Below are 18,164 nucleotides of genomic sequence, written 5' to 3' on the forward strand. Positions count from 1 at the left end.
TGTACACTACGTGTAACAAACTACCAATACTATTATATAGATTACTCTACTTCTAAATCATCTATGAAAAATTTCAATACTCTACTCTTATTCCTATTACTAGGATTATCTGTTTCTTTTCTCTCAACAGCCCAACCCATTACCCAAAAAGAAAAATTACTTTCTGCCAGTTCACAGGCAGGAGCGGACTTCGGTCAGGCTGTTGCTATTGATGGTAATATTGCTATTGTAGGAGCTTATGTAGAAAATACTGCTGATGGTAGTAGTGCAGGTGCTGTTTATATTTATAGATTTGATGGAGCTGACTGGTTAATAGAACAAAGAATAACAGCTAGTGATGCCTTAGCAGGAGACAGGTTTGGTAGCTCTGTTGCTATTGATGGAAATCGTATCATTATAGGTGTTCCAAGTGCAGATAGTGATAAGGGAAAAGCATATATTTTTGAGTTTTCTACTTCTTGGAATGAGACAGCTATACTGACAGCTAGTGATGGAGCTAATTTTAACAAGTTTGGAAATTCAGTTTCAATTTCTGGAGACTATGCCATTGTAGGTGCAAGTGACAAAGATATATCTGGAGACAACCTAGTAGGGAGTGCTTATATTTTTCAGCGTATAAGTGTTAGTAATTGGACAGAAAGAAGTATTTTATTAGCAGATATACCTACTGAAAACGATTTATTTGGAGCTTCAGTAGGTATATCTGGGGATTATGCTATTGTAGGTGTTCCTAGAGATGATGATAATGGTTTTAGTTCGGGTTCAGCTTATATTTTTCAGCGTAGTGGTACTGACTGGAACTCAATAACTCCTATGAAACTAACAGCTAGTGATGCAGGTAGTAGCTCAGAGTTTGGTATTGCAGTAGCAATAGACGGAGATTATGCAGTTATTGGTGCTTATACAGATGACGCTATCACTACAAATGCAGGTGCAGGTTATGTATTTGTGCGAAGTGGAGGAAATGCATGGACAGAGCAGGAAAAGCTAACAGCAACAACTCCTACGGCTAGTGCTTATCTAGGATGGGATGTAGATATAGAAGGAGACTTGGTTGTTTTAGGAGGCTATGGAGAGAATTCTCTTACTGGAATGATGGCTATCTATCAGCGAAGTGGCACTACTTGGACTCAGCAAGGAGGAGATTTACGAGCCTGTAACAAGGGAGTGGGAGACCTGTTTGGATGGTCTGTAGGTATATCTGGAAACAATGCTATTATAGGCGCACCAAGAGAAGATACAGGATTCAATAATGCAGGTGCTGCATATATATTTTGGGACGGAGCTGTAGCAGATCAAGAGATAAACATACTTGGAAATGGTCTAGATATACCAGATGGTAGTACAACTCCTAGCACAACTAACAATACAGACTTTGATGATGTAACACTATCCTCTAGCAGGGAGATTACCTACCGAATAAATAATGAAGGAGGAACAGACTTGACCATTGGAGCAATAAGTATTACTCAGTCAGGAACTGACTTTTCAATAGTGACTTCTCCTGCAACTACTGTAGCAGGTTGTGATTTTACTACCCTGACAATAAAATTTACCCCCTCTTCATTAGGTGAAAAAACAGCTACAATCAATATTGATAATGGAGATGCAGATGAAGGAATTTATAACTTTAATATACGAGGAACAGGTGTAATAAATGACATACCTGCCACAGAAAGAACTGCTTTGATTGCTTTATATAATGCTACGGGTGGTGCTGATTGGACAAATACAGTTGCAAATGACCAGCCTTGGGATATTGGAAACGCTACAAGTGATGTCAGTACGTGGAAAGGAGTTACAGTTGCTGATGTTTCAGGTACTTTACACGTAACAGAAATAAAATTAAATGATAATAAACTAGTTGGAAATATCCCTCTTTCTTTTTGGGAAGAATTTTCTTTCTTAGAGCGTATAAACTTCTCTACATTCAATGGAAATACAACTAATCCCAATGATTTATCAGCTTCTACAACTCCCACTACTATAAACTTAAGTAATCTAAAAGAAATAGACTTAGGAAATTCTAAGTTTACTGATGCTAATTTTGAACCTAATTTTATATTTCTTCTAGCAAATATTGAGAGAATAGATTTAGCAAGGAATACTTTTTCTAATAGCACAATTCCTAACGGAATAAATCCAAATAACAAGCTAACTGAATTAAACCTTTTCGCTTCCCAATTTGGAGGAATTATTCCAAGTAACGTTTGGCAAACAAGCCTTGTTTCTATAACCTTGGCAGCAAATAATTTTACTGGAAATATAGACGCAATTGGTAATGCAACGAATGTACAAGCTATAGAACTTTACAATAATCAACTTACAGGTTCTATTCCTGCTAGTATTGGGGGATTAACAGAACTCACTTATTTTAATATTGGAGAAACAAATGGTGGAGTAGCCAATAATTTTGAAGGTAGCTCTGCTAACTCTATTCCTGATGAAATAGGAAACTTAGGAAAAATGGAAGATTTGTATCTCAATGGAATTAATCTAAAAGGAGAAATCCCTGCAACAATTAAAGATTTAGGCTTTGATGGAAGTAATCATAATTTGCGTTATATTAACCTTGTCAATAATAACCTTGAAGGTGCTATTCCTACAGAAATAGGAAGTTTAATAAGCTTAGAAGAACTTTACTTGAGCAATAATAACCTTACTGGCTCTATTCCTACTGAGCTAGACAACCTTACTGCTTTAACAGACATTAGCCTTAGTAGGAATGGTCTTAGTGGAAGTATTCCAGACTTATCTGGTCTAATTAACTTAAGAAAGTTGTACTTAGAAGAAAATGCTTTAGAAGGCTCATTTGCTGATTTGGTAACAACAAGCCTAAGCAATTTGCCTAAGCTAAACAGTTTAGGCTTAAATGACAATCAGCTAGAAGGAGTTATTCCAAGCGAAATAAACCAAGTAGGACTTGATGTCTCTCATAACTTAGTATATCTAAACTTAGGAAATAATAATTTAGAAGGTGTTATTCCTAACAGTATTAGTGGTCTAACAGCACTCCAAAAACTATATCTTTTTGGTAATGAATTTACTGGCATTCCAGACCTTAATGGATTGGTGCTTTTAGATGAGTTAGAAATAGAAAATAATTCTTTATTGATGGGTAACTTAGAAGATTTATTAGCTAATGCTCCATCTTCTTTGACTGATCCTGCAAAGTTTGTCTATTCTCCTCAAGCCCCTTATTCAGTTGCTCAAAATAGTTATACTGTTGTAGCAGGAAATCCTGTTACTTTAGATGCTACTGTGAGTGGTACAGGAATAGAGTATCAATGGTACAGACGTACAACGACAAATCCATTCATTGAAGAAATAAGTGGAGCTACAAGTGCTACCTATGAAGCTCCCTCTAGTAGCCAGACTTATTTTTGTGAAGTAAAGAGTACAGTTTCAAACGGCTCTATAAATCTATTATCTCCCTTAGAGAGCGAAGACATTATCGTAACAGAATCAGAAGCAAATGCACTACATTTTGATGGTGTAGATGATATTGTAACAATGCACTCTGACTTTAATGCAGCTGATTTCTTTGATGCTGATGTTACCATTGAGTTTTGGATAAAAACAAGTAGTATGAATAGGGTCATAATGTCAAAATGGAATGAAGGCACTGATGGTACATTCAAAATAGAGACGACAAGCGAAGGCAAGGTTAGTTTTACTTGGAATACTATATTTGATGATGAACTAGTAATAGAAAGTGATGAAATAATTGCTGACGGAGACTGGCATCATATTGCAATTACTAAAAAAGAAGAAGAAGGCGGGTTTGGTAGCTCCTATCCAGTTATTATGTGGGTAGATGCCTTACCACAATCTCAAAGACCTTTTAGTAATGATGATATGGCTCAAACTACAAACCCATTTATATTAGCAGGAGATAATTCAGGTTCGTTATCTCCATTTGAAGGAGAAATAGACGAGTTGCGTATCTGGGATGTTGCACGTTCTTGTGATAATATTTATTCTAATCTAAATAATCAAATAAACCCTGTTTCTGAATCTTTTCTATCAGCTTATTATACTTTCAATCAGGGAACAGCAGGAGGAGATAATAGTATAATACCAGCAGTAGATAATCTTGAAGATTTTTCAGGTAATGGAAGAGATGGCAGCTTAGATAACTTTTCTTTAACAACAGGAAATATCTCAAACTGGGTAACAGGAAATCCTAGTATAAGTGGCTCTACGGATCCAAATAACAATCCTAAGCTATTTCTTTCAGGCTCTGACTTGAATATAGAAAATGGAGATACCACGCCTTCAGAGGAAGACGGTACTGATTTTGGAATAGTGAGTGGAACAGGTTTTGGCTCTTTTCGCATAATAAACTTAGGCTTTGATGGTTTAAATATCACAAATATAGAAAGTGATGATGCTCAATTTACTGTTACTTCTAGCCCCCCTTTACTTCCACTTTCATCTTGTAGTCCTTATTTCTTAGACATTGAGTTTACTCCTAATAGTGGCAGTTATGGAGAACAAACTGCTACTATAACCATAGAAAGTAACGATGGAGGAACAACTAGCACTTATACTTTTGATATAAAAGCAGTAGCTACACCACAAATAAGAGTTTCTGATGGTGCAAATTCTATTTCAAGTGGCGCATCATTAGTAGATTTTGGAGCAGCAGATAGATGTAATACAATTACAAAAACATTCACAATAGAAAATGCTAGAGGCTCTGAACTTGAATTATATGGAAATGTAGAAGTTTCTGGAAACAGCTATTTTGAAGTTACCAGTCAGCCAACAGCATCTATTATTGATGGTGTTTCTGTTACTTCAACAGAATTTACAATCACTTACACACCTACTGAAGTAGGCATACAAACAGCTACCGTAGCTATTTATAGTAATGATGAAAACCAAAACCCTTTTGTATTTGAAATACAAGGAGAAGGAAATAATCCACCTTCACCGTCTTCTTATTCCAATTATGATTGGATAGAAGCAGAAACTACCTTTTCTAACGGAGAGGCTTCTTTTTATGATTTGAAGATAGCACAAGACGGAACTCCTTATGTAGCCTTTCAAGATGCAGAGGAAGATGACCGTACAACTGTCAGAAAATATAATGGCTTTACTTGGGAAGATGTTGGAGATTTATCTCAACTTCCTTCTGGTGGAGCTATTAATCAAAGCCTAGTTATTGATAAAGAAGATAATGTATATGTTGCTTATAAAAAGAGCTTCTTTTCAGAAATAGTAGTAGCAAAGTATGATGGTTCGGAGTGGACAAATATAAGTGATGGAGGTAGTTCTTTTGCTAGTTCTGCTACTAGTGACTTGCAACTCGCTTTAGATTCAGATGATGATTTGTTTCTAGCCTATGAAAATGATTCTGATAGAGCCGTAGTAGAAAAATATGATGATGATACGTGGGAGGTTTTTGCAGGAATTGCTTCTGATGGAGATGTAGGTTCTATTAGTTTAGCTATAGATAGTTATGATTATCCTATTATTGCATTTGAAGATTTTGATAATGGAGGGCGTACTTCTGTAAGAGAGTATGATGGAGAAGGAAGTTGGGGATATATAGGAATGTCTGGCTTTTCTTCAAGTGCAGCGAATAGTCAAAGTATAGATATAGATAGAAATGGGACTATTTATGTAACTTACAATGAATCAGGAGCTACAAAAGCAGCAAAATATAGTGAAACGTGGAATGACATTACTACTGCTGACCTACCTACTTCAAACTCAACTCTTGGAAATATACTAGTAGATTTAGAAGGAACGCCTTATATAACCTATAAAGTTGCTGATGAAGCCATTGTAAAGAAATATAACGGCTCAAGTTGGGAAGAAATAGCTACCAATGCAGGAGATGATGCTTTAGCTGCTCCAGTAATTGCTTTTAATACAGATGGTGTTTTGCATATTGCTTACCAAAACAACGATGATAATACAGGAAGACTAAAGAAATATATTCCTACTTCTTCTGAAATAAGTGTAGAGGCAAACTCTAATCCTATTGTAGATGGTTCTACTACCTTTGATGTAAGTAATAATACTGAATTTGGAAATGTAGATATTTCTACCCCAAAAAGTCTTGGATATACTATTAATAATACAGGAAATACAGACCTAAACATCTTTTCTATTGGCTTATTGACAACTACGACAGAGTTTACAATCAACCCAAGCCCACCTACTTCTATTGCAGCTTTCAGTAGTGCTACATTTACAGTTACTTTTAGTCCTACTGCTTCTGACACATACAATGATATAGTTACAATAAATACAGACAACTGCGAAAATCCAACCTACACGTTTGGTATTCAAGGAACAGGACTTGCACCTGATATTTTATTACAAGACCTATCTGCTACTACAATTGCAGAGTCCTCTTTTATAGATATGGGAGAAATGGAATACTGTCTTTCGTCTGATTTTGGCGTTCGTATCAAAAATAATGGAAGTGGAGAACTCTTAATAACTGATATTTCTAGTTCAAATGCTAGTGATTTTGCTGTTTCTACTTTTACTAGCTCAATAGCTCCTTTTAGTGAAAGTACCTTTACCATTACTTTTACTTCTAATGCTAATCTAGGCTTACAAAGCTCTACAATTAGCATTCAAACAAATGACCCAGATACTCCCAATTACGATTTTAATATAACGGGTACAAGGGTAAATCAAGCACCTCTTACAGTTTCTTCTGCTCCTACTGACCAAACATTTGAGATTAATACTGCTAACTGTGATTTTACGAATAGCAGTGCTGATATAGCTGATGTGATTGTAACAGATATTTGTAACGATGCTATTAGTTATAATTATGAATTCAGTGGGGCAACATCTGCAACCTCTCTAACAACACTTCAAAACCAAGCATTTGCCTTAGGAATAACAACAGTAGATTGGAGAGCAGAAGACACAAACAGTAATTTTGCTACTGGAACTTTCACAATAACTGTCATTGACACTAGAGAAATAAGTGTAGAAGGAAATAGCACTAGCATAGCAAATGGAGATACTTCTCCTTCTTTTGCTGATGATACAGACTTCGGAGATGTAGGTATTTCTACTACCAAGACAGTAACTTACACTATCCAAAATACAGGAACAGAAACTTTGAATATTTCTTCTATAAATGTATCTACCACTCCATCAGAGTTTACTGTAAGCAATATTTCTTCTCTTACTGTTTTAGCTGGAGAGTCTGCAACTTTTGATGTCAGTTTTACTCCTTCTACGCTCATTTCTTATTCTACTACTGTTACTATTATTAGTAATGATTGTGAAGATGGAAGTTATCAATTTGCTATTCAAGGACAGGGAATAGTAGGGCAAGAAATAAATGTAACAGGAAATGGAAATACCATCGCAGATGAAGATTTTACCCCATCTTTAGCTGACCATACTATTTTCCCTACTACCCTAACCTGTGGAAGTGCTTCTTCTACTCGTACTTATACTATTGAGAGTGTTGGCTCAACAGATTTAATGATAGATAATATTACTTTAATAACTCCTACTGGGGATTTTACATTAGCTAATTTACCTACTGATTTCCCTTCTACTCCTCTTATTCTTCCTTCTGGCGAAACCTACTCTTTTGATGTCGTTTTTAACCCTTCTACTACGGGAAATCAAACGGTTCTTATGAGAATAGAGAATAATGATGTTAATGAAGGTATTTATAATTTTGATATGCAAGGTGAAGGCATAAATGATACACAAGCACCTATCTTGGTAGCTATGCAAGACTTCACTAGGAATACTAATCCAACAGATTGTTTTTATACTAACCAAACTACTCCTACAACACAGCAAATTCCGAATGGAACAGCAAGTGATAATTGTAGAATAGCTTCTTATAATTATTCTTTGAGTGGAGCTACTTTGGGTAGTCCAAACTCTTTAGAAGGTATTGAGTTCAATACAGGGGTTACGACAGTAAGATGGACAGCTAGAGATGAAAATGGTAATGTTTCTGATGTAGATGAGTTTACAGTAACTGTTATTGATAATCAAATCCCAATTATTGAAGCTCCTTCTTCTATCTCAATAAATGCAGATTTATATTCCTGTACTGTCGATACAACAGGTTTGAGTATTGGAACTCCTATCGTTTCGGATAATTGTTTGGTCAGAGTTTTCAATGATGCACCTGCACTTTTTCCTCTTGGAGAAACAACTGTTCTTTGGACAGCCATAGATTCAGCAGGAAATACAGCAACTGATGAACAAATCGTTACGGTTATAGAACAATTCTTTGTCTCTCCTTCCGATTCACTTATTTTGGTAGATATTTATAACCAAACAGGAGGACAAAATTGGGTAATTCCTTGGGACTTGACTACGCCAGTTTCTACTTGGAACGGAGTAGGGATAAGTTGTGGACAAATAAGTAGCCTTGATTTATCTAATAATAATCTTGTCGGAACGCTTCCAATTTCTATTTTGGATTTATCTCAACTCAACTCTTCTGGTTTTACTTTGAGAATACAAGGAAACAGACTTAGTTTTGGCTCATCAGAGAATTTTGTAGGTCAGATTCCAAACTTTACATATTCGCCACAAGCTAAAATTTATTCTCCTCGTACAGAGATTATTTCGGAGGGAGATTCTATTACCTTTAATTCTGAAACAGAAGGGGAGTTTTCTTTTTATCAATGGTACAAAGACCAAAGCCCTATAAATGGAGCAACTTCTAAAACCTTTACCATCACAAATGCACTTCCTTCCGATGCAGGTATTTATTTTTGTAGAATAAATAATTCGGCATCTAGTCAGCTTATTTTAGAGCGTCATTCAATCAAATTGATTGTAGAAGGATTTGTGAATGAAACAGATTCACTTGCCTTAGTTACCGTATTCAATGAAACAGGTGGAAATACGACGTGGGATAGACCATGGGACTTAACAAAACCTGTCGCTACGTGGGAAGGTGTAACACTTTCAGGAGATAAAATAACCGAACTTGATTTATCTTCTCGAAACATGACAGGTACACTACCAGATGTTTTTGATGCCGAACTATTTTCAGAGCTTCGTTATTTGAGTTTCTTTGATAATGACTTGGAAGGTCAAATTCCTGCAACAGTTGGAGATATTGTAACACTAACTTATTTGGATTTGGATAAAAATAATTTTGAAGGTGCTGTTCCTGCTTCATTTGGTAGTCTTACAAACCTTCAAACTCTTTGGCTTTCAAGAAATAATCTGAATGAGTTACCTAATGATATTGGGAATTTAATAGCACTAAAAAACCTATCTCTAAACGAGAATAACTTTACAAACCTTCCTGAAACACTAGGGAGTTTGAGTAACCTTTTAGTATTGAATGTAAGTGATAATCAACTAACAGACTTGCCTACTTCAATTACAAACCTTCAAAAACTTACTCAACTTTATGTAAATCTGAATTTTGTCAGTGCGCTTCCTTTAGGAATGGAAAACCTAACTTCTTTAGTAACTTTTGAGATAAATCTAAATAATTTATCTTCATTAGATGCAGGTTTATTAGAGCTTGATAATTTAAAGGAATTTAGAGTAGCAGAAAATAGACTAGAATTTGATGATTTATTGCCTTTCGCTACCTCTAGTTTTTCAGTATTTGATTATGCTCCTCAAGCTCCTATTAATGAAAAAGCTAATATCTTAGTTGCTGTTAATTCTACAGTTTCGTTTACCATTCAAACAACAGGAAACGGAAATACCTATCAATGGCTGAAAGATGGAGAACCTATTTCTATGCTTCAAAACTTTTCTATAAGTCAAGTTCAGAATACGGACAGAGGAGTTTATACAGCTTTTGTCAAAAATTCAAGTTTACCTACTCTGACTTTAGAGCGTCGTTCGATAGAACTAAATATAGAATGTCAGTCTGGTTTGAGTTTTGAAATAGAACAACCTCAACAAACTACTTTTTGCCAAGAGCAACCTTTTGGGCTGCAACTAGCTATCAATGCAGACTTTACAGCAGATAATCAGATTCGTTGGAGAAAAGACGGAGTTATTTTGGCTTTTGCAAACGAAAACAACTATACAGTTACGCAGTCAGGAACATACACAGCCGAAGTATTGACAGCAAATGGATGTACGGCTGTTTCCAACAAAATAGAAATCACAAGGCTTCCAAACCCAGAAGTTAGCATTTCTTTAGTTGATGAAAAAGTATTAGAAAGTACAATCAATACGCAAGAACCAGTAACATATCAATGGTTGAAAGATGGAAATCCTATTGAAAATGCTTCTGAAAATTCTTATACGCCAACCGAAACAGCAGAGTATAGCTTACTTATCTTGACAGAAACAGGTTGTACTTCAGTTTCTGAAACTATCATCTTTACGACTGATGGAGTTACTGGAATAGAAGAACCAAAAGAGTTGAGAGAATTAGCACTTTTCCCTAATCCAAACAATGGAGCTTTCTTTATTGATTTTGGAACAATTGCTCCAAACGGACAAGCAAGTTTTGTTTTGATTGATGCTATTGGAAGAAAAATAAACTTAAAGACACAAAAAATCTCTTCTACACGCTTCAAAGCAAAAACAATCAACTTAGCAGGAGGAATTTATTACCTACAAATCCAAACTAAAGATGGACTTGCTTTCCGTAAGTTTGTGATAGAAGAGTAAAATACCTACAAATAAATCAGTAAAAACTCTTTTACCTCTCAAGGGTAGAAGAGTTTTTTTTGTGCTAGTAAGAACAACTTCACCTTTAACATCAAAAACATAGAACACTTTGTATCAATATCTTACAAATAGCAGAAAAAGACTATTTTAGTATGCAAGCATACTTGTTGAATAGATTAGAGTTGATTAATTTTGCAGTAATTCCCCACTAAATAAAATAAAATAATTATGATATTACTAGACAATAAATATGTAACTGTAAAGCATTACGAAAGTGAAAAATGTATTTCCTATTCTTGGCGAGGCTTTGTTCCTAGCAAAATTTTAAGAAATACACTTATTGATGTACTGCGTTGGATAGAAGAATACAATATCACTAGTATAATCAATGACGCAAAACAAATTGGAGCAGTAGGACAGGCAGACCAAGAGTGGATAACTGAAGAATTTACTCCCAAACTAACAAAGACTAGTATCAAATTATCAGCTATTATATTTCCAATTTCTGTTTTTGGCAAAATTTCTAGCCAAGAGATAGGAAAGAAAAATCCTGTTGATGATATGGGTAGAATTATTACCAACTATTTCGAAACAGAGGAGAAAGCACTAGAATGGATAAAAATATCATAAACTCTACTACATCATACAAAAAAGGTCTGTTTAAAACTAAGTAAACAGACCTTTCTTATTTGAAAAAGAAATTTGCATTTTATGAAGTTGTTTAAAAATGTGAATTTTTCCATAGAATTGGGTTTGCAAATCCAATTCTACGGAAAAATACCCAGCCTTTGTTGGTGTTTTAGCGTAGCGACACCAACAAATAAATGTACAAGACCTATTATTAAACAACTTCTATTTCATCTTCTCTAATTCAGTAATTTTCTTTTTAAGTTCTTCTCGTTTTTGTTCGTTTTCTTTTTGCTCTGCTGCATTCTTTTCAATGTCTTTTTCAGCTTCTGCAATTTTCTTTTTGTAATCTTCAATATCATTTTTCCAATCAGCATCATTTTTAAGATTCTTGTCTAAATCTTTTTCAATCTTGCGTAGATTTTCTTGAATAGCAGCAATTTGAAGATTAATTTGTTCTAGCTCAACTTCTTTTACCATATTTTCTAGCCAAGAACGAATATTTTGAGCCTCTTGTGAGTGGTCTTTGCTATTAACAGCCAAATCATAACCTAATGTTTGGACAGCTTGTAGCGTAATTCTACCTTTTTTCTCCTCTACAAAAATATGTAAATCAGAAGTTTTATCAGAAAACTGTTTTACAATTACTTCTTCTGCGTGATAATTTCCTCTCTTCTCTTTGTATTTGATTTTTTGAGAATCAAGCCATTTTTCAATAGCAATTTCAAGAGCTTCTTCAGCATCTTCCGACATAGCATCAAACTGAATTTCGAAACCGTTAAGTGATTTTTTCTTTTCTATTTTAATTGCTTTTTCACTTACATTTTGAGCCGAAACAGAAAAAGTAAAAACAGAGAAAATAGTGATAAGAAAGACAAAAAATAGAGTGTTAGTTTTTTTCATTAAATTAGAGATATTAAGATTATTAGCAAATTATAGATTTTGTTAAAAATAATTCAGAAATCTATGTGCAATAATCAAACTAATTTTGAAAGCTAACGTTTAAAGTTCAGTTTTACCATACATTTAATTTTCAATCTCAAAACTATTCCTCTTTCCAACTTTTTTCAATATTTATTCAATGCAAAAAAATATACTTCTCTTATCTATTTTTACAATTTTCAATTCATTTTTATTCTTACAAAACGAAGCAAATGCACAATACGCAACAGCCGTTTTTGAGTATGAGAAATCCTCATTTAATAATAGCCAAGCCCTTCCTGCTGAAGAAAACCTAATGATTAGTGGTGCAGCACAACCAGAAACTGTTTTGGTAGAAATTGTTATTCTTGATGACAAAAGTAACCGAAAAGACGACCCCAAACCACTCTTTGTAGCCACTTGGGTGCGCCCTCCTTATTCTTCTATTGGCACATTCACAGTTCCAGTCAATTACAAATTACGTGGCTCTTCAAAATACGATGTGCAAGTAGATTATTACAGAAGAATTACAGATATGGAACGAGAAAACCTACGTCAAGACCTCTATAACAATCTTTTTGCTTACACAGAACAATCTTTTACAGTAGAAAGAAAACGAGCAAGAGTAATCGGAGGAACAGCACAATTAGTAAGAAATCTAAACGAAATTGCTAGAAAAGGGCTTTCTCTTTACAGAAATAGAAGCCAATTACAATTTGAAGGCTTTTCGGATTTGGTAGTTTCCAAAATTGACCAAATAAATAAGGCAAACCTCAAAAAAGGAAAGTTTATTTTCTCTAAAAGAAAGAAAAAAGATGCCCGTGCAGATTATAGAGAAAAATTAATGACAGAACTCAAACAACTCTTAGCAAGTGAATTAGGACAGGTTTTGAACGTAGATTTGCTCGTCTTACAAGACCGTAAATTTATGGATGATTATCCCACCGAAAAAACTCGTACCGAAATTCCTCTGAATGTAGGTTATGGAGGTGTTCATTTAGCAGGAACAAATTCTGAAAATAGTTCTTTTGGTTCATCTCCTTACGCTGGACTTTCATTACCATTAGGAAAAAAAGGATTTGCAGGAGAGTTTTGGAGTAGAAGTTCTATTTCAGTAGGTTTCTTTTTTAATAATTTTGAAGATGATGCAGGAAATGAAATTTCAGGACCTATTGTAAATCGTCCTACTTACATTGGTTTGGGATATAGAGTTTTTCGTTTTATTCGCTTTAATGCAGGAGGAACTTTTTTAGAAGACTCAACGCAAGGAGGAGGAGGGGTTTTTGACCAAATTTATATACGACCTTTTGTTGGCTTTAGTGCAGAATTTCGCTTTTGGATAGACCTTGAAAAGTAACCAGTTACCAGTAAATAGTAACCTGTTAATTTCAAAAATTCTATATTTAAAATTGGTCTGAATTTAAAGGTGTTGTAATTTTCCAATTCCTAATATCTATTCTCTAATCCATATTTTCAAAAACAATCATTCTATTATTTTTCACTTTTGATTTCAAATTATATCTTTCTGCAATAAATTCAACTGTCTTTTTGGTATAAATAAAAACGTGAGTAGGGTCTTTTCTATAATACCAATCTTTAAAATTTGCATCTGTTTCAGCATCATAAACAAGTGTCATTATCAGCAATGCACCTTTCGGATGTAGAATAGATAGAAGCTTTTCTAGTTCTTGTTTTGGATTGTAGAAATGCTCAAAGACTTCACAACTAAAAATATAATCGTAGTGGTAGTTAATGTAATTTTCATTAGGGTAAAAATAAGGGTCATAAAGTTTAGTTTTATAGCCACTATCTTTCAGAACTTTGGAAATTACAGGCGCAGTTCCACAACCATAATCTAAACCCAAATGATTTGAATCAAATTTTTCTAAAATAGCATTCGTAATCGGCGAAGTAAAATTTTGATAGCGAATATCATTTACATCGTTTTTGTGCTTTTCATAAATTTCTTTTTCTTGAAAATCGTTCAAGTAAAATTTTTGGTCTTTTAAATATGCACCACACGTATCACAGATGAAATAAAAATCATCAGCTTTAGTTTTTAAAAGACTTTCGCATAAAGTACAATTCATTTTGATTATTGATTATTTTAGTCTTATTAAAATATAGAAGAAAAATCATAATTAGTCTTAATGAATATTCATTTCGTAATTTTTAATTCGTAATCCGTAATTGATAACAAAATACAATGAAAAAAATATACTTCCTAATTCTGACTTTTTTCTTATTTATTCCTTTTAGTTTTAGTCAGCAAAACAATTTTAATTGGCGTGTCGGTTTGCAAACAGGAAATATGACTTATCGTGGAGATTTGAATGAAAAGTTTTGGCAATCTGATAAAATGTTTGCAACTGATTTCAATGAGTTTTCTTTTGGTCTAAGTATCGAAAACACACCCAATAAAACACTTTCAAATCGTCTTCAACTGACCTACGGCGAATTTACAGCAAACGATAGAAGCACAGGAATATTGGAGCGTTCTCTAAACGTTCAGACAAAAATTTATTCGGCTGCTTATATCTTCACTTTCTATACAGATAATGGTTGGTTTTTGGGAGAAAATGCCTTGCTTTCGCCTTATCTAATGGCTGGAGTAGGAGGAAGTTATTTTGAAAATTACGGAGATTTATATTATCAAAATGCTCAAAACACAAAATCATCTTATTACTATTGGTCAGACAATACGATTCGTGATGCTGCTGAAAGTAGTGGAAACGGACAAATTATTGCACAAGATGGAAACTTCGAAACTCGTCTTCAAGATTTTAATACAGAAAAGCAAAACGGTTATTCGCCTTATTCTTTAGATATTCCTTTAGGAGTTGGTTTGAAGTTGCGTTTGCTGAATCGCCTTAGTTTGCACGTACAATCAGTTGTAAATTATTCACTAACAAGTGATTTTTTAGATGATGTAAGTGGAGATTTTCGTAACTCTTATGAAAATGCAGAACAAAACTATGTTGCTAATCCTGCCAATTATAACAATGGACAAGGAAGCAGAGGAAATACAGGACAAGGATTTTTAGGAAATGATGCGTTTATTTTTACATCTTTCGGAATTAGTTGGTCGTTTTCTCCAAAAAAACAAGCTTTCCGTGCACCAGCTTTGTACGCTTCTAACAAACCAAAAAGCGTTTTCGAACTCAATCCAGATTCTCTAAAAACAGTTACTGTTGATGGTATTCCAGATTATACCAAAAATTCTGAAATACAAGTGGAAACAAGTCAAACACAAAATCAGAATAACCAAGATAATCAAGGACAGAATCAACAAAATCAAAATCCTTATAATTACAATCAAAACAGTCAATATCCATATCAACAAAATCCTAACCCTGTTCAAAAAGTGGAAATTGATATTAATGTCAATGTAACAACCACAAAATCAGGAACAGATAGTAGCATTACTAAAGTAGTTGTTGTTCCTCAAAATGGGGAAGTTATAGAGTCTGAAAGTGAAAAAGCAGAGACGAACAGTCGTTTGTCTGAAGAAGAAAAAACACTTGAAGAACTAGAAAATCGTTTGAAGGAAATTGAAGAAGATAAGAAAAACAAAAAGACAAGAGCAGAACGTAAAGCTGACCAAGAAGCAACTGAAAAAGCACAAGAAAAAGCAAGGCTAGAAATGGATACTCTTCAAAAACAATTAGAAGAATTGAAGACACAAAGGCAAAATAATCTTTCTATTACCTTAGAAAACCCAAATCAAAACAACACAGACAGTCAAGCAAATACGCAAAAACAAGATTCTGCGATGTATAAATTAATAGAATTGCAGTTTCAATATATGCAGCAGCGTATGGCAACCTTGGAAAAGCAACTTGAAAATCAAGCAACAAGGCAAGAAGAGAGTAAAAATACTTCTACCAAAAGTGAAGATTTATCAAAAATTGAAAATCAATTAGCAGCTCTTCAAGCACAATTGGAGCTTTTAGCAAATCAAAAACAGAATGAAAAAACTGTTATTGAAGAAAATCCAACATCTACAAAAGATACTGTTGTAGTAATGAATAAAGAGGAAAAAATACCCGTTATCAATCAAACAAGTGAAGTAGTTGGAATAAAGAAAGTAGAGATTTTCTTCACAACAGGTTCTTCTACTATCGTTCCAAAAGACAAAGAAAAAATTGCTCCTCTTATTAGAGTCTTGCAAAATGATAAAAACCTAAGTGTCCGTATTTATGGTTTTACAGATTCAAAAGGAAGTGCTGCCTTTAATCAAAAACTCTCTAAACAAAGGACAGATTCTGTCAAACAATTGCTTTTAGAAGCAGGAATTTCTGAAAGCAGAATCGTAGAAGGTTCTTTTGGAATAGATACAAACAATCCTTACGGAGAAGATTTTTATGGTAGAAGAGTAGAGATTGAGTTGGTGGGAAAGTAATCAAATAACGTATTTATAGGTCAAAAGGCTTACCTTTGACATTTCATAAACTGTTGAATGGGAATAAAATGATTAGAAACTTCAATTATTTCGGTGTAGCCATTTCTATAGTTGGTTTAATCATACTCTTCTATGATTTTTCTTTAGCTAATGAATTTATGCTTGAAGGTAGTTACGTAATAGCTCTTTCATTCATAGTTTTGATAAACTCGTTTAGGTTACTTCATCCAAAACTGAGTAAAAATATTGAATTTACTATCTTAACTAATATTGTTCTTCTAATCTGTCTTAGCTATAACCTTTGGACACTCTTTTGGCTTTCTTGGGGACGTGGATATTTTGGTATAGAAACTCCTTCTGTTTATGATTTAGCTTTTTTAATTCATTCTATAATGATTCTTTTCTTGATGATAGAATTTGTAACTTTTATCAAAAACAGAAATTGAAATACTGTTGAAGGTAAGCCTCTAAGCTATGGATTTCTGCTATTTCATAAAAAAACAGCTTCAAAATACTACTATTTTGAAGCTGTTTTTGGCTGTAAACTACTGTTGAGGTGTTACTATCAATGAAGACTAAATTCATAATTTTAATCCTTGATTACTCCTAATCAGAGTTATGATACTAGAAAAATCACTTCCGACTAACTAAAAAAACACCCAAAAATATACAGGCTGCCCAGATGAGTTTTGTAGTTGTCAATGAATCTTTATCTAATGCCACAGCTATAAAAGTAGCCAAAACAGGCTGCAAATAAATATAAATGCCGACTACGCTAGAAGAAACGCTACGCAAAGCCCACGCATTGAGTAAATAGGCTAAAAATGTTGTGAAAAGAACAATATATCCCAAACCTACATAAATCATAGGTGGCATTTCTACAAAATTAGTAGTTCCTAAATCTGAAAAACCAAACGGCAAAACAAAAGGCAAAGCAAGTGTAAACATCCATTTACTGATAGATAAAGCAGAATATTTTTTCAAAAGTGGTTTTGCAATCACTAAATAAATGGCATAAGAAGTAGCATTGAGAAGAATAAATAAATCTCCTAAATTAAAATCAAAAGCGAAAGCAAAAGGAAGGGAAGAATCAGAAACTGCTTTACTACTAATTAGCATTCCAGCTCCCAAAAGACCCAAACTAACTCCCAAGCCTTTTAGAAATGTAAATTTTTCGCCTCCACTAATTGCCGAAACTATCAAAACAAGTAAAGGCGTTGTAGTCATAATCAGAGCTGCATTAATAGGTGTGGTTCGTGCCAGTCCTTCAAAAAACAAAAGCTGATTTACCACTACTCCAAAAATAGCACTCAAAAGCAAAATTATTTTTTCCTTTCTATTTGATAGAATAAGTTTTTTTCCTCCTACCAAAATCCAAAAAAGAACACTCGCTCCCAACACACGCATCAAAATAGTTGCCGAAGGAGAAATATAAACAGGCATCACTTCTTTTGCAATTGTATAATTTGCACCATAAATCAGTGCAACAGCAAAAAGAGCCAAATGAACAAGTATAGTTTTATCAATTTTTGGTAATTTCATTTTGCAAAAGTAGCAAATTGTGGTTTAGCTTTTACGTTATATAATCGTAAAACAGCCTATT

At 33.9% G+C, this 18,164-nt stretch carries 8 protein-coding genes; 5 read left to right on the forward strand and 3 right to left on the reverse strand.

The features are described 5' to 3' along the window. Positions 1–63 precede the first annotated feature (63 nt). Both WAF17_RS04915 and WAF17_RS04920 read left to right on the forward strand, forming a co-directional pair. A complete protein-coding gene (locus WAF17_RS04915) occupies positions 64–10,611 on the forward strand; it encodes a choice-of-anchor D domain-containing protein (protein WP_338766988.1) in 10,548 nt (3,515 codons plus the stop codon). Between the two features lie 228 nt (positions 10,612–10,839). Beyond that, positions 10,840–11,241: a hypothetical protein gene (locus WAF17_RS04920; RefSeq protein ID WP_338766990.1), complete on the forward strand. Its 402-nt coding sequence runs from the start codon at positions 10,840–10,842 to the stop codon at positions 11,239–11,241. Between the two features lie 222 nt (positions 11,242–11,463). Here the strand turns inward: WAF17_RS04920 and WAF17_RS04925 are convergent, their stop codons facing one another. Continuing rightward, positions 11,464–12,141 carry a hypothetical protein gene (locus WAF17_RS04925; protein ID WP_338766992.1) on the reverse strand — a complete coding sequence of 226 codons (678 nt, stop codon included), beginning with the start codon at positions 12,139–12,141 and terminating at the stop codon, positions 11,464–11,466. Positions 12,142–12,319: 178 nt separating this feature from the next. On the opposite strand from WAF17_RS04925, the gene WAF17_RS04930 reads away from it, so the two are divergent. Further along, positions 12,320–13,516, forward strand: coding sequence for a hypothetical protein (locus WAF17_RS04930; protein ID WP_338766994.1), 1,197 nt, complete (start codon positions 12,320–12,322; stop codon positions 13,514–13,516). A gap of 103 nt (positions 13,517–13,619) precedes the next feature. On the opposite strand, the gene WAF17_RS04935 is transcribed toward WAF17_RS04930, so the two are convergent. Continuing rightward, a complete protein-coding gene (locus WAF17_RS04935; protein WP_338766996.1) occupies positions 13,620–14,249 on the reverse strand; it encodes a class I SAM-dependent methyltransferase in 630 nt (209 codons plus the stop codon). 116 nt (positions 14,250–14,365) lie between these two features. On the opposite strand from WAF17_RS04935, the gene WAF17_RS04940 reads away from it, so the two are divergent. Both WAF17_RS04940 and WAF17_RS04945 read left to right on the forward strand, forming a co-directional pair. After that, the gene (locus tag WAF17_RS04940; protein WP_338766999.1) at positions 14,366–16,561 is read left to right on the forward strand and encodes an OmpA family protein; all 2,196 of its coding nucleotides are present in this window, start codon (positions 14,366–14,368) and stop codon (positions 16,559–16,561) included. A gap of 68 nt (positions 16,562–16,629) precedes the next feature. Then, positions 16,630–17,007: a hypothetical protein gene (locus WAF17_RS04945; protein ID WP_338767001.1), complete on the forward strand. Its 378-nt coding sequence runs from the start codon at positions 16,630–16,632 to the stop codon at positions 17,005–17,007. Positions 17,008–17,194: 187 nt separating this feature from the next. Here WAF17_RS04945 and WAF17_RS04950 read toward each other — a convergent pair whose 3' ends face one another. After that, positions 17,195–18,103: a DMT family transporter gene (locus WAF17_RS04950; RefSeq protein ID WP_338767004.1), complete on the reverse strand. Its 909-nt coding sequence runs from the start codon at positions 18,101–18,103 to the stop codon at positions 17,195–17,197. Between the last annotated feature and the right edge of the window lie 61 nt (positions 18,104–18,164).

It is taken from the genome of Bernardetia sp. ABR2-2B (assembly GCF_037126435.1).
GTDB lineage: Bacteria > Bacteroidota > Bacteroidia > Cytophagales > Bernardetiaceae > Bernardetia.

Excerpts from the sequence above, each read along its gene's own strand:
- WAF17_RS04945 (WP_338767001.1), top strand. The coding sequence starts at position 16,630 with ATGATTAGAAACTTCAATTATTTCGGTGTAGCCATTTCTATAGTTGGT.
- WAF17_RS04950 (WP_338767004.1), bottom strand. The coding sequence starts at position 18,103 with ATGAAATTACCAAAAATTGATAAAACTATACTTGTTCATTTGGCTCTT.
- WAF17_RS04915 (WP_338766988.1), top strand. The coding sequence starts at position 64 with ATGAAAAATTTCAATACTCTACTCTTATTCCTATTACTAGGATTATCT.
- WAF17_RS04925 (WP_338766992.1), bottom strand. The coding sequence starts at position 12,141 with ATGAAAAAAACTAACACTCTATTTTTTGTCTTTCTTATCACTATTTTC.
- WAF17_RS04940 (WP_338766999.1), top strand. The coding sequence starts at position 14,366 with ATGAAAAAAATATACTTCCTAATTCTGACTTTTTTCTTATTTATTCCT.
- WAF17_RS04935 (WP_338766996.1), bottom strand. The coding sequence starts at position 14,249 with ATGAATTGTACTTTATGCGAAAGTCTTTTAAAAACTAAAGCTGATGAT.
- WAF17_RS04920 (WP_338766990.1), top strand. The coding sequence starts at position 10,840 with ATGATATTACTAGACAATAAATATGTAACTGTAAAGCATTACGAAAGT.
- WAF17_RS04930 (WP_338766994.1), top strand. The coding sequence starts at position 12,320 with ATGCAAAAAAATATACTTCTCTTATCTATTTTTACAATTTTCAATTCA.